General features: G+C 66.2%; 14 protein-coding genes. 1 reads left to right on the top strand and 13 read right to left on the bottom strand.

Annotation, left to right across the window (positions count from 1 at the left end; genetic code table 11):
* The 3 genes from LPW30_RS02160 to LPW30_RS02150 all read right to left on the bottom strand — a co-directional run bounded on the left by LPW30_RS02160 (position 1) and on the right by LPW30_RS02150 (position 3028).
* Positions 1-420, bottom strand: a complete 420-nt coding sequence (locus LPW30_RS02160) for a DUF4168 domain-containing protein (protein ID WP_239679955.1) — start codon at positions 418-420, stop codon at positions 1-3.
* Between the two features lie 254 nt (positions 421-674).
* Positions 675-1418, bottom strand: a complete 744-nt coding sequence (locus tag LPW30_RS02155) for an outer membrane protein assembly factor BamD (RefSeq protein ID WP_025280384.1) — start codon at positions 1416-1418, stop codon at positions 675-677.
* 350 nt (positions 1419-1768) lie between these two features.
* Positions 1769-3028 (bottom strand): NupC/NupG family nucleoside CNT transporter, encoded by a 1260-nt coding sequence (locus LPW30_RS02150; protein ID WP_239679954.1) that lies wholly within the window; start codon positions 3026-3028, stop codon positions 1769-1771.
* 148 nt (positions 3029-3176) lie between these two features.
* Between LPW30_RS02150 and LPW30_RS02145 the strand changes: the two genes are divergently transcribed.
* Positions 3177-4580, top strand: a complete 1404-nt coding sequence (locus LPW30_RS02145; RefSeq protein ID WP_239679953.1) for an MFS transporter — start codon at positions 3177-3179, stop codon at positions 4578-4580.
* An 85-nt stretch (positions 4581-4665) separates the two neighbouring features.
* Here LPW30_RS02145 and LPW30_RS02140 read toward each other — a convergent pair whose 3' ends face one another.
* The 10 genes from LPW30_RS02140 to gspE form a co-directional block, all read right to left on the bottom strand.
* On the bottom strand, positions 4666-5445 hold the full coding sequence (locus LPW30_RS02140; RefSeq protein ID WP_239679952.1) for a type II secretion system protein N: 780 nt from the start codon (positions 5443-5445) through the stop codon (positions 4666-4668).
* 65 nt (positions 5446-5510) lie between these two features.
* Positions 5511-5996: a type II secretion system protein GspM gene (gene gspM / locus LPW30_RS02135; RefSeq protein ID WP_239679951.1), complete on the bottom strand. Its 486-nt coding sequence runs from the start codon at positions 5994-5996 to the stop codon at positions 5511-5513.
* Positions 5993-7234, bottom strand: coding sequence for a type II secretion system protein GspL (gene gspL / locus LPW30_RS02130; RefSeq protein WP_239679950.1), 1242 nt, complete (start codon positions 7232-7234; stop codon positions 5993-5995). Before gspL ends, gspM begins: the two co-directional genes overlap by 4 nt.
* Positions 7235-7303: 69 nt before the next feature.
* Complete coding sequence (gene gspK, locus LPW30_RS02125; RefSeq protein ID WP_239679949.1) at positions 7304-8095, bottom strand: type II secretion system minor pseudopilin GspK; 792 nt, start codon at positions 8093-8095, stop codon at positions 7304-7306.
* Between the two features lie 38 nt (positions 8096-8133).
* Complete coding sequence (gspJ, locus tag LPW30_RS02120; RefSeq protein WP_274521599.1) at positions 8134-8775, bottom strand: type II secretion system minor pseudopilin GspJ; 642 nt, start codon at positions 8773-8775, stop codon at positions 8134-8136.
* Entirely contained in the window at positions 8772-9170 is a 399-nt protein-coding gene (gene gspI, locus LPW30_RS02115) for a type II secretion system minor pseudopilin GspI (protein WP_239679947.1), read from the bottom strand. The genes gspJ and gspI overlap by 4 nt, the downstream gene beginning before the upstream one ends.
* Entirely contained in the window at positions 9167-9703 is a 537-nt protein-coding gene (gspH, locus tag LPW30_RS02110; protein ID WP_239679946.1) for a type II secretion system minor pseudopilin GspH, read from the bottom strand. Before gspH ends, gspI begins: the two co-directional genes overlap by 4 nt.
* Positions 9696-10130, bottom strand: coding sequence for a type II secretion system major pseudopilin GspG (gspG, locus tag LPW30_RS02105; protein ID WP_025280373.1), 435 nt, complete (start codon positions 10128-10130; stop codon positions 9696-9698). The genes gspH and gspG overlap by 8 nt, the downstream gene beginning before the upstream one ends.
* Positions 10131-10173: 43 nt before the next feature.
* A complete protein-coding gene (gspF, locus tag LPW30_RS02100) occupies positions 10174-11388 on the bottom strand; it encodes a type II secretion system inner membrane protein GspF (protein WP_239679945.1) in 1215 nt (404 codons plus the stop codon).
* 5 nt (positions 11389-11393) lie between these two features.
* Entirely contained in the window at positions 11394-12899 is a 1506-nt protein-coding gene (gene gspE, locus LPW30_RS02095; RefSeq protein ID WP_239680009.1) for a type II secretion system ATPase GspE, read from the bottom strand.
* Positions 12900-12908: the final 9 nt, after the last annotated feature.

Raw genomic sequence — 12908 nt, 5'->3', positions numbered from 1 at the left:
TTACTGGCGTTCCTCGGCCATCTGGACCACCTGGTCCAGCAATTCCGGGTCGTTCTGTAGCGCCATGGCCACTTCGTTGTATTCCTCCACGTTCATGCCGGTGGCCTCAACGGCCTCCACCATCTCCTGCTGAGCTTCCTGATGCAGGGCCTGGGCCTGCTCGGCGTCCGCAGCATTTTCCAGGCGCTGGGCGAACTCATCGTTCACCTTCTGCACCTCCACGAAGGCATCCACGAACTCATCGATGGTGTCATCGGACAGATCCACATCTGCCCCGGGCATGGCACCCTGGTGCTCCGGCGGAGGGGCATCCTGGGCGCCCCCACCCTGCTGGCCACCCCAGTCCTGGGCTGCAGCAGTGCCGCCGAGGGCAAACAGGGTGGCGAGGGCGCAGGTCAGTGCTGTCTTGCGAAATTCCATAGGGTCCTCCAGAGGAACATGATCAGAATGTGGAGGAGCTATAGCACGGGCCATGCCAATGGCCCGAAAAAGACAGGAAAAGCCAGTCAGAACAGAACATTAAGAAAGCATCATGGCTCGACGGGCTGCCTCACCCCCGGGGTGAATCTGTATCAAAAAAACACATGGGCCAGAACGTCGGTATCACATTGGCATGAGAGGCCAGAGCCGCGGCCTGGGCAGGCCCTCCCGGTTCCCTTTGCAGGGGGCGGCGGTTAATCCCCTTGCGGGATATCCGGCGCCCGGCGTCGGAGCCTGTCGGCCCCCGCCTCATCCCCGCGCGCTTCCAGCACATCAGCCATCAGCAAGAGGGCCTGCCCCTGGGCACGAGTGGCACGAAAATGCTCGTTCACATATTCCGCCCTGGCCATGGCCTGCTGGTGGTCCCCCTGCTCAAAACGGGCGCGGGCAATCCGTAACTCCGCCTGGGCCAGCCCCTCCCGCAACTCCATCAGATGCGGTGCCACTTCATCACGATAGCCGGACTCCGGAAACTGCCGCACCAGATCACGGAACAACGCAAAGGCCTCCCGAGCGGCGGCCGAATCCTGGTCCGGGTCCGGCACCTGTCCCCCCTCATGCAGGGCCTGCCAGGCAGCAAACCGGGAAAGACCCGCCAGATAGTAGCCATAGTCGGCATGAGGATGATCCCCAAACGCCCTCAGGAAAGCCATGCTCTGCTCCCAGGCGGCATCGAAGGCGCCGTCCGACAGGCACAGATACGCCACCTCGAGCCGGGCATCGGCCATCACCGCCGCCCGGGCTGCCTGGTGATCCGCAAGACCCTCCAGTGCCTGGGTCGCGGCCTCACAGTCCTGCTCGTTCAGGGCACGCTCCAGAGGCGAGTAATCCACCTCGCCGGGCTCGCCCCGGGGCACGCTGGCGCAACCGGTCAGCACCAGGCTCATCACAAGCAGGGCGACAAAGGGAAGGAAGAGATTCGGGAGTGATGATTTCATGGGATCAGGGGAGCATCAGCCAGGCCGGCGACACCTTAGCATGCCATGGCGACAGGAACAGTACTGATTGGGCATAGGCTGGCACTGGAACTCTGTGCCCTTGCCTGGCTGACAACACTGCGGTATTCCACAGTAGTGATCACATGACTCGAGAGGTGGCAGATTTCTCGCGCGCGGCATCCATCTCGGATGACGTGCGTACCGCACCTACGCGTCAACTGTTTGCCTGGGAATGCATTCGACTTTCGGGCTCTTCCGGCAAGCCTTGAGGGAGATCACGGGTCCAGTCCCTTGTGGGCTCCGATGCCTCCGCCGTCAACCACGCGTCGGTCGTCACCACCCAAAACACGTCAACCGTTCCACGGCGTGAGCAACCCCACCACGGCCCCGGTCATCAGCGTGGCCAGCGTCCCGGCCACCAGGGCGCGCATCCCCAGTGCCACCACCTCGTCGCGGCGCTCGGGCGCCATCGCCCCCAGACCACCGATGAGAATCCCCAGGCTGCCCAGGTTGGCAAATCCGCTCAGCGCGTAGATCAGGATGAGTTCGGAACGCGGGGAAAGCACGTGGGAATCCAGCTGCGCCAGCTGCAGGAACGCCAGCATCTCGTTCAGGATGGTCTTGATGCCAAGCAGTGAGCCAGCCACCTGAGCCTCGGGCCAGGGAATGCCCATGAGCCATGCCAACGGCGCCATGACCCAGCCCAGCAGACGCTCCAGACTCAGGTCGGCGCCTCCCATTGCGGGCAGCAGACCCAGCAGGCCGTTGGCCAGGGCCACCAGAGCGATCAGCACCACCAGCAGGGCCACGATCTGCAGCAAAAGCTCCAGGCCCCGCAGGGTCCCGCGGGTGATGGCATCCATGGCCCCGGCGGCCCGGTCCAGCCCCTCGTCCAACGCCCCCTGAGTGGCCGGGCCGGTGGGTGGCACCATCACCGTCGCGATCAGCAGCGCGGCGGGCAGGCTGATGACCGAGGCGATGATCAGGTGTCCCAGTGCATCGTCCAGCACATGACCGATGAAGGTGGCGTAGAGAACCAGCATGGTGCCCGCCAGGGTGGCCATGCCCACAGTCATCAGGGCAAACAGCTCACTGCGGGTCATGCGCGCCAGATAGGGGCGCACCAGGAGCGGGGATTCCACCATGCCCAGAAAGACATTGGCCGCCGTCCCCACCCCCAGGGCGCCGCCGATGCCAAAGCTGCGCTCCAGCACCCGTGAGGCACCGCGAATGATCAGCGGCAGCACGCGCCAGTGGAACAGCAGGGCCGACAGGGCGCTCATGACCAGGATCAGCGGCAAGGCCTGGAAGGCGAAGACGAAGGCCTGCCCTGCCCCTTCGGCCTCAAAGGGCAGCTCGGCGCCGCCCAGGTAGCCAAAGACAAAGGCCGTTCCCGCCTCCGTGGCCTCGCTCAGGGCGATGACCAGTTCGTTGGCCCAGAGGAACAGGTGACGACCACCCGGCACCCACAACAGCAGCGCCGCCAGACCGAACTGCAGCCCAAGACCCGCCACCACTGCCCGCCATGGCATGCGCCTTCGATCTTCGCTGAGTAACCAGGCGATACCGATGAACACCGCCAGCCCCACGACTCCCTGCAGCATTAGCACGAGCGCGCTCCCCCCAGGTTCAAATGCAGGGAGGATAACGCGCGTACGGAAGACCTGGGTATCCGGCAGCGGTCAACCACTGGCCTCAAAGCCCGCTTGCCCTGTATCTTGTGGGACTTTCCCGAGCCCACGAGATGCCTAGCCTCAGATGACCCAGACCACCGCATCCGAACCCCCGCACAGTGCCCACCGGATCGGGCCCATCTACCTGGCGCCCGGGGTCATGCCGTTTCATGGCTGGACCTTCTTCTACGCGGGGTTCGTGTCCATCGGCCTGATCGTGTTCATCACCATCGGGCAGACCTACATCCTCAACGAACACCTGAACATCCCCATCGAGGAGCAGGGGACCCTCAGCGGCGATCTGGTGTTCTGGACCGAGGTGGTGGCGCTGCTGCTGTTCATACCGGCGGGCATCCTCATCGACAAGATCGGGCGAAGGCCCGTCTACATCGCCGGCTTCATGCTGATTGCCGCCTGCTACGTGCTGTATCCCATGGCGGGCTCGGCGGATGACCTGTTCATCTATCGCATCTTCTACGCCATGGGCATCGTGGCCATCGCCGGGGCGCTGTCCACCGTGCTGGCCGACTACCCGGCGGAACGGTCGCGGGGCAAGCTGGTGGCCATCATCGGCATGCTCAACGGGCTGGGGATCGTCATCATCGGGCAGATGTTCGGGGCCTTCCCCGACATTTTCACCAGCCGCGGCGTGAGCGGCACCGATGCCGGTCTTTATACCTTCCTGATGGTAGCGGCTCTGGCGGCGATCTCTGCCGTCATCATCGGCTTCGGACTCAAGCCCGGCGTGCCACCCACCCGGGAGCCCCAGCCTCCCGTGCGGGAACTGCTGGTCACCGGCTTTGCACAGGCGCGCAATCCCCGCATCCTGCTCTCCTACGGGGCCGCGTTCATCGCCCGGGGGGATCAGTCCATCAACGCCACCTTCGTGGTGCTATGGGGCACCACAGTGGGTATCGGCATGGGGATGAGCTCGGGCGAGGCGGTGATGCAGGGGACCATCATCTTCATCGTCACCCAGGTGGCGGCCCTGGTGTCGGCGCCTTTCCTGGGGCCCATCATCGACCGTCTCAACCGGGTGACGGCCCTGGGCGTGTGCATGGCCATCGCCGCGGCGGGGAATCTGGCCATGATCTTCCTGGCCAATCCCCTGGCCACCCATGCCTACGCCTTCTTCATCCTGATGGGCATTGGCCAAATGGCCGTGTTCCTGGGGGCCCAGTCACTGATCGGTCAGGAGGCCCCCAAGCCCAAACGGGGTTCGGTGCTGGCGGCTTTCAATATCAGTGGCGCCCTGGGCATCCTGCTGATCGTGCTCATCGGCGGCCGGTTGTTCGACCAGATCGACCCGCGGGCGCCGTTCATCCTGGTGGGCCTGATCAACTTCCTGCTGATCTTTGCCAGCCTGTGGGTGCGCATCAAGGCGCCCGGCAGGACCATCAGCCAGGTGGAGCTGGACCGGGATACGGGCCTGGGCCCGGAGGACGACCCCTGGATTGATCCCACGCATCGGCCGGGTGGCGGCAAATAGGATCGACCGCGGGAGTGATGGGGTGGTCCGTGACATCACCGATGCATCGGGCGACCCCGAGTGGGTCACCGGCATCGGTCATCCCTCATAGCCGCCCGCTCAAGTTGAGCGGGATCCGCCCTTCGCTGTCCTCCCGCCCCATGAAACTCAGGGCCTGACCCAGCCCGGGTTCGGCCTGTTCCCGTGCACCCAGCCGGCCCTGGATCTGCCAGGGGCCCACCGGGCTCAGGCGAGCGGTGGCCTCCAGGAACAGCGGGCCTCCATGGTCACGGGCCACGGCCCGTAGCCAGCCATCATCATCGGTGCTCAGCTCGGCGCGCAGGTCACCCAGGGGGATGGCCTGGGGCAGCCCCGAGGCGGCCCCCAGCCAGCCCAGGGTGCCTTCGGCACAGGTGAAGCCTGCCTCGTGATGGATGTGCACCACTGGCACGTCGGCCATGATGCGCCCCTCGACGATCACCGGAAAATCCAGAAAGGCATCGGCCAGGTAGGCCGCCGGCAGGTCTGCCCGCAGATTTTCCAGACGAATCCCGTTTGGCCGAAGGCCCAATTGCGCGCTGCCCCCACTGCCGGGCCGGGCGAACTGGATGTGAGTGCGCAACTCGCCCCGCAGCAGTGGCCAGGGAGACACCTGCCACGCCAGCCCCTGAAACGCCAGCGCATCCCAGCGCAGTTGCTGGGCCTCACCGGACCACACAGAACCGGATAGCCCCTCCACGGCAAGATCCGGTGGCAACCAGCCACGGTCACGGGCGACATCGTGGGCCAGGGTGGCGGGCAATGTGGCCAGGAGAAAGACGATGTAGGCGATCAGGCCCACCAGGACATAATGCCAGGGTTTGAGGGAGGGGCTTTTGAGGGGCACTTTTCCGAGAGACTCTGTTGTGATGAATGGATGGGAGGATCCGGCTCACCCGGGGACCGGAGCTATCAGCTTTCCAGCACCAGGCGCACGTTCACCCGCCCACCGGCCGACTGTCGATCCACCACCAGGCTGCTCACCTGGATGCCGTACTGGCGACGCAGCTCGTCCAGCCACAGGAGCATGTCGTCGAAGGGTGTATTCTCCATCCACACACGCACCGTGTTTCCACCCTCCGGCTGCACCCGCCGCAGGGTGCCCGCCAGGGGGCCGGACTGGGCGGTGGCGTCGATGATGCCCAGCAAGGATTGTCCGCCCATGTCGGCAGGGGCCGCCTGGGTCTGGCCGCGGGCGCTGCGGATCTGACCGGCAGCCTGTTCCATCCAGGCCAGATCGGCCTGCAGACGGGCCACGTCCTGCTCCATGGAGTTCACCCGATCACTCAGCGGCAGCCAGACCAGCCAGTAGGGCAAGGCCACACAGAGGAAGAGACCACCCACAACAAGCATGCGCCGATCACGCACCGACTGTTCACGCCACCATGCCTTGATCATGATCCCGAACTCCTGATCAGGATGCGGCTCTCCACCCGGTCATCCCGGGCGCTGGCCGACTGGATATCCACGGACCAGCCCGCTTCCTGCTCCAGTTGCTGCTTGAGACGGTCCAGGCCCTGAAGGTCAGCCAGGTGCAGGTCCAGATCCAGCCGGCCCGCCTGGTAACGCAGGCCCTGGATGCTCAGGCCTTCCTCATTGGCCAGCGCCGGGGCGGCCCGCGTGAGCAGGGCCTGCAGGTCCGAGCCTGATCCGTCGGGCCCCGATGACAGGCCCCTGAGGGCCGTTTCCATCTGGCGCCTGGGATCGACAATACGCCCGCCCGGGAAGGTTTGCTGATACACCTCCACCATGCGTTCTTCCAGGGCCGCCTGTTCGGCCCGCAGGGTCTGAAGGTTCCAGCCCAGGCCAACGAACTGGATCACCACCCAGGCCAGCAGCACGCCGGCAGCGATCCGCCAGGGCCGCCACAGATGATCCAGGGAGTCCCTGGGGCTGTAAGGTCCACAGAGCAGGTTGAGCGGAGGGCGGGAGGGCCAGCGTGAGGCCAGGTGTTCCATCAGCGTCGAAGGTGCCTCGAGGAATGTGATCTCCATGTCATCGGGGTTGCCCAGGGCCCGCAGGTCATCATCCTCGGCCCGGACGGGGCCATGGCGCAGTACCATCAACCGCCTCGGGCGCTCTTCCTCCAAGGCCTCCTGCAGACGCCGACGCAGGAGGAAGGCGGCGTTGTCCCGCTCCATGGTCGCCCCCATGCCCTCCCCCGTGGACAGCCAGGCCCCGTCACCTTCCAGCCACAGTATCCAGGCATCCTCCTCGACGGGCAGCAGGGCGGTCTCCGGGACCACCTGGCCCGGCTGGATGCCAGCTTCGCCCAAGGCATCCATCCAGGCCGTCATGTCGGCGTGGGCGACCACCGCCACCGTCAGGCTGCCATCGTCATGCCGGGCACCGGGAACGAAATGCAGGGTCTCCACGTCATCGGCCAGCTGATCTTCCAGGGCATAGGGCAGTGCGCGGCGCAGCGCCCGGGCATTGCGGGTGGGGATCAGGACACGGGTGATCAGGATCCGCGCCCCGGGGGCGAGTATCCGGCACTCGGCATCCGGCGCCTTGGCCCGCAGCGCGTCGGGCGTGTCGGGAGGCAGGAGCGTGAGGCTGCCATCAGCCGCCTGGATCAGGCCCCGCCAGGTGCCGGCTTCCGGGTCGGGTTTGAGGATCAGGTGACGCTGGGTCAAGGGGTCGGGCTCCTGGGGAATGTCCTATGGTCATTCAGGTGGGCGGGGTGTGGCAAGGGCTTGAACAGCTCATGGGCCACAGGGGATCTGTTCGCGCAGGATCACGCGCTGATCGGCGATGTCCAGCAGACTGCACAGAACGAATCGGCGGCCCAGCAGTTCGGTGCGAACCGCCAGGCGATAGTATCGGGAGGTGAATTCAGCATCTTCATCCTCCTGCCCCGCCTCGAAGGCCTCCAGCAGGATCTCGGGGGCCTCGACGGGATGGATCCGGGTACCCGATTCCGGCAGGGCGGTCACATAGGGCGCCACCTCCCGCCAGACCTCGTCGGTCACATCCAGCACCAGCCGCAGCTCCGTGGGACTGAGCATGGGCTGATTGCCACTCAGGTAAGGGGGATCCAGGGCCGGATAACCCGGATCGTCGGTCTCCGGGTCCAGCCAGTCCCGGATGCGACGGGTGAGCCCATCACTGTCCAGGGTGACACCGGTGGCCTCCATGGAAATGGCATCCAGCAGCTGCACGAAACCCTGGTGAACCGCTTCATCCTCGGTGGCCAGGTTGTTCAGGTTGAAGCGGCAGTGCATGTCCTCGAGCCACACGGTGAGATCGGCATCTTCCAGAACCACCGGTATGGGGGGCGAGAGACAGCCCTCCCAGGGGAGATCGACGTCATTGTCCCGATGCACCTCGCCCAGCAGGGCCAGGGCGTAGGCCTCGGCGCCCAGGGAGAGCTGGTAGGCCTGGTCGTGGGTGAACACATTGGTGGTGCGGCGGATATCCATATGCTGTCGGGTGGCCATGGACACCGCGGCGATGGTGGCCAGCGCCACCACCAGCAGGGCCGTGAGCAGTGCCACGCCCCGCTGTCTGGCCGCTGATGGACGCGTTCCCCTCATCAACGCACCGCAAACAGCCGGGAGACCCGGCCCATGCCGTCCAGATCCAGGATCACTTCCACTGCCAAGGGCAGAGAGGCGTGCCCCCCGTCCAGGCCGGCGGGGGGCCAATAGTCCAGGGCCGCGGTGCCGGCACCATCCCGGTAATGAAACCGCACTTCCCAGTCGCGCAGGGCGGCCGCACCTTCCCGGCTCAGCAGGGGCATGCGCCCGGTGGGCTCCTCGTGGCCACCATCCAGGGCCGACCAGTAAAGGCGGTAGAGGGTGCCCTGCTCCATCTCCCAGGCCACCCGCTGCAGGCTGCTGCGTCCCGCGCCACTGCGGGCGCCCGCGCGGATCAGCTCCAGACGGGGGGGCTCGCGCAACCCCGAGAAACGCAAGGGCGGCCGAAAATCCCCATAGCCGTCCCGGGCGGGCCTTTGGGCAATCTGTTCCAGATCACCCCCCATGAGTGTGAAGGCCAGCTGCACCTGACCCAGGCGCTCGGCGGAGGCCGCCGTCATGGCCTGGGCGTCCAGCACGGTACGCAGGCCGCCATAGGCCATCACCGACACCAGGGCAAAGATGCCCAGGGTGACCACCAGCTCCATCAAGGTGAAGCCCCGTTGAGCGTCCCCTGATCCGCAGGATATAGGCCTCATGGATTCAGGAACCCCGCAAGCCGGGCCAGGTAGGGGGCGTCCGGATCATCCTGGTCGCGTACGGTCACCTGGATGCGCGGCACGGCCCCGAGGCTGTAGCCCGCCACGTCCAGATCCCGGGGCTGGATCTCCACCTCCCAGTACCATTCCCGCTCGGCCATGATCATCGCCCCGCGTCGGGTGCCCCGGGCGGGTTCCTCCATGCCGGCACGGTAGCGGGCCATCACGTTGCTGGCCACCCAGTGGGCGTGGGTGCGGTCACGCAGATAGGCGGCATTGCGGGCGTTTTCGCTGGCCACCTTGATGACCGCGCCCATGGCCACGGCCAGGATGGTCACCGCCACCAGCACCTCCAGGAGGGTGAAGCCCGATTGCCGGCGATAACCGGGCATCATCGCCGGTCCTCCGGGCGTCTCATCTGGATGCGGCCATTGGGCTGGCCCTCGATGATGAAATAGGGGCGACGGGATCGGTCGGCATGCAGATGCAGTTCAAAGGGGGTGATCTCTCCGGTGATGCCCAGGTAGACATGGGGCGCCGGATTGTCCAGGGTGCGATCCAGGCTCACGGCGATGCCCTCCAGACGCAGTTCCAGTTCCAGACCCAGGTCTTCCAGGTTGCGCTCGCGCAGTTGGCGGTCGCCCTCCAGGGGCAACCATTCGTAGGTGCGCTCCCCCACCTCAAACTCCCGCAGAAAGGTGTAGCCGTGGCGGGAGAAGCCCGCCGCCGTCTCCTCGGCGGTGAGGATCCCCTCATCCCGGGCCAGCTCCATCAAGGCCACGATGCGACGTGCCTCCTGCTCGATCATGCGATCACGCCCCCCATCACCCACGGCGATGACGGCAAAGGTGAACATGATGCCGATGATGAACAGCACCACCACCAGTTCCAGCAGGGTGAAGCCCCTGCTGTGCCGGGTGTCAGTCACCCCAGTTGCCGATCTCGGCGTTCATGCCTTCGCCACCTGGACGCCCGTCGGCGCCGAAGCTGTAGAGATCGAAATCCCCCCGGGAGCCGGGATGCAGGTACTGGTACTCGTTGCCCCACGGATCCCGGGGCAGACGGTCGATATAGCCGCCCTGGCGCCAGTTTCGGGCCTCGGGCTGACCCGAGGGACGCTGCACCAGCGCCTGCAGCCCCTGATCCGTGCTGGGGTAGGTGAAGTTGTCCAGCCGGTACAGGTTCAGGGCGCTTTCCAGGGCGCGGATATCATTCTGGGCCTTGGTGATGCGGGCATCGTCCGGGCGGTCCATGACGCGGGGAACCACGATGGCGGCCAGGATGCCCAGGATGACCACCACCACCATGACCTCGATGAGGGTGAAGCCTTGTTGGGGGTGTCTGCGAAATCTCATGGATGCAACTCTCCGTGCTTGATGAGGAATGAGGGCCGGTCCATCAGGTGACCAGCTGATTGAGTTCGAAGATGGGCAGCAGGATGGCCAGGACGATGATGAGTACCACCACGGCCATCACCAGGATCAGCAAAGGCTCCAGCACCCCCATGATCACGGCGATGCGGGTCTCCAGTTCCCGCTCCTGGTTGGCGGCCGCCCGGTCCAGCATGTCGTCCAGGGCGCCGCTGGCCTCACCGCTGCGGATGAGGTGGACGGTCATGGGAGGGAAGTAGCCGGTGCGCTCCAGGGCCACACCGATGCCCGAACCCTCGCGCACCCGCTGGGCCACGGTTTCCACCGCCGCACGCATGGGGCGATTGGCCATCACCTGGGCGGCGATGCGCAGGGCCTCCAGCACGGTCACGCCGCTGGAGGACAAAATGGCCAGGGTGCGGGCAAAGCGCGCGGTGTTGATGCCCCGGGTGAGCCGGCCCACCAGCGGCAGGCGCAACAGCAGGGCATGCCAGGCATGCAGGGGGCGGGGACGCCGCAGGAGGCGCTCCACCAGCAGGGCCCCGAGGGCCAGTCCGCCCAGCAGATACAGCCCATAGTCCCTCAGGCCATCGCTGACGGCAATCAGCGTGCGGGTGAGCCAGGGCAGTTCCTGGCCGATGCCCACGAACACCTGTACCACCTCGGGCACCACGTAGGTGAGCAGGGCCACGGTCACCAGCAGGGCCATGGTGGTGAGGATGGCCGGATAGAACAGGGCCAGCTGGATCTTCTGGCGCATCTGCTGGCGGTTTTCGGTGTAGTCGGCCAGGCGGTCCAGGACCACGTCCAGGTGACCGGACTGCTCGCCAGCGGAGACGGTGGTGCGGTAGATGTCCGGAAACACATGGGGAAAATCCCCGAGCCCCCGCGCCAGAGTGTGACCCTCCATCACGCGTGTGCGCACCGCCATGAGCATGCTGCGGATGCGCGCCTTCTCGCTCTGACGCGCCACGGTGCCCAGGGCCTCTTCCAGAGGCAGGCCGGAGCGCACCAGGGTGGCCAGTTGTCGGGTGACCAGGGACAGATCCATGGCGCTGATGCCACGAGCCATCCCCGGCAGCTGCAGGCGCCGCTTCTCGCGCTGCTGCACCGCCTCCACGGACAGGGGCGTGAACCCCTTTTCCCGCAGTTGCTGCCGAACCTGGCGGGGGGTGTCCCCCTCCAGCACGCCCCGTGCCTGGCGGCCCGTGGGTTTGAGGGCGGTGTATTCGAAGGCGGGCATGGGATTCAGTCTTCCTTGGTGACGCGCAGCACTTCTTCCACGGTGGTGTCCCCGGCCAGGATGCGCCGCACCCCATCCTGGCGGATGCTGGGCCCATGCTGGCGGGCGTGGCGCTCCATGGCCTGCTCCCCGGCCCCGTCATGAACCAGGGTGCGCAGGGCATCGTCCACCTCCACCAGCTCATAGATCCCGGTACGCCCGCGGTAGCCCAGTTGATTGCACTCGGGGCAGCCGGTGGCACGGTACAGGGTAGGCCGCTCCCCTTGGGTCAGCCCCAGTAGGCGGCAGTCGGTCTCGCTGGCTTGATAGGGCTGGCGGCAATGGGGGCAGAGCAGCCGCACCAGGCGCTGGGCCAGCAAGCCCACCAGGGTGGAGGACAGCAGGAAGGGTTCCACCCCCATGTCCCGCAGGCGCGTGATGGCCCCTACGGCGGTGTTGGTGTGCAGGGTGGAAAACACCAGGTGACCGGTGAGACTGGCCTGCACGGCGATGTGCACCGTATCCACATCACGGATCTCTCCCACCATGACCACATCCGGATCCTGGCGCAGGATGGCCCTGAGGCCGCGCGCAAAGGTCATATCCACTTTGCTGTTGATCTGCGTCTGACCCACACCGTCCAGGTAATACTCGATGGGGTCCTCCACGGTGAGGATATTGCGCTTGCGGTCGTTGAGCTGGGTGAGCGCCGCGTACAGCGTGGTGGTCTTGCCCGAGCCGGTGGGCCCGGTCACCAGGATGATCCCATGGGGGCGAGCGATCACCCGCTGCATGGCCTCCAGGGAGTGCGGCTCCATGCCCAGATGGGTGAGGTTCAGGCGCCCGGCCTGCTTGTCCAGGAGGCGCAGCACCACCCGCTCCCCATGGCCACACGGCAGGGTGGACACACGCACGTCCACGGCCCGGCCCGCCACCTTGAGAGAGATGCGGCCATCCTGTGGCAGCCGCTTCTCGGCGATGTCCAGGCGGGCCATGACCTTGATGCGGGAGATGATCAGCGGCGCCAGCATGCGGGGTGGCTCCAGGACCTCACGCAACACCCCATCCACCCGGAAGCGCACCGTCAGGCGGGCCTCGAAGGGTTCGATGTGGATATCCGAGGCATTCTCCTTGATGGCCTCGGTGAGCAGGGCATTGATCAGGCGGATGATGGGGGCGTCATCTTCCGTTTCCAGCAGATCCTCGGGCTCGGCCAGGCTCTGGGCCACGCTGTCCAGGTCGTCTTCCTCGCCCATGCCCTCCATCAGCTGCATGGCATCGTTGGCACTGCTCTCGTAGCGTGCCCGCAGGATGGCCTCGAAACGGTCGGCGGGGGCCGGCTCCAGCTTCAGGGGCCGACCCAGGTGGCGGCGCAGTTCAGCCAGGCTCTGACTGCTCACATCCTCGCGGCAGACCACCCGCACCGCGGCCCCTTCCTCGTCCATGACCACCACCCCGTGGCGACGGGCAAAACCGAAGCTGACGCCCCGAATCTCCGGAGCCGACTCCGTTTCCGGCGGGGCGTCCGGCATAAGTTCGCC

The sequence above is a fragment of the Ectothiorhodospira variabilis genome (genome assembly GCF_022227625.1).
GTDB classification, from domain to species: Bacteria; Pseudomonadota; Gammaproteobacteria; order Ectothiorhodospirales; family Ectothiorhodospiraceae; genus Ectothiorhodospira; species Ectothiorhodospira haloalkaliphila.
This window is presented reverse-complemented; position numbering and strand designations above follow the sequence as displayed.

Excerpts from the sequence above, each read along its gene's own strand:
- LPW30_RS02160 (WP_239679955.1), bottom strand. The coding sequence starts at position 420 with ATGGAATTTCGCAAGACAGCACTGACCTGCGCCCTCGCCACCCTGTTT.
- LPW30_RS02155 (WP_025280384.1), bottom strand. The coding sequence starts at position 1,418 with ATGAAATCATCACTCCCGAATCTCTTCCTTCCCTTTGTCGCCCTGCTT.
- LPW30_RS02145 (WP_239679953.1), top strand. The coding sequence starts at position 3,177 with ATGACCCAGACCACCGCATCCGAACCCCCGCACAGTGCCCACCGGATC.
- gspM (WP_239679951.1), bottom strand. The coding sequence starts at position 5,996 with ATGATCAAGGCATGGTGGCGTGAACAGTCGGTGCGTGATCGGCGCATG.
- gspJ (WP_274521599.1), bottom strand. The coding sequence starts at position 8,775 with ATGAGGCCTATATCCTGCGGATCAGGGGACGCTCAACGGGGCTTCACC.
- gspI (WP_239679947.1), bottom strand. The coding sequence starts at position 9,170 with ATGATGCCCGGTTATCGCCGGCAATCGGGCTTCACCCTCCTGGAGGTG.
- gspG (WP_025280373.1), bottom strand. The coding sequence starts at position 10,130 with ATGAGATTTCGCAGACACCCCCAACAAGGCTTCACCCTCATCGAGGTC.
- gspF (WP_239679945.1), bottom strand. The coding sequence starts at position 11,388 with ATGCCCGCCTTCGAATACACCGCCCTCAAACCCACGGGCCGCCAGGCA.
- gspE (WP_239680009.1), bottom strand. The coding sequence starts at position 12,899 with ATGCCGGACGCCCCGCCGGAAACGGAGTCGGCTCCGGAGATTCGGGGC.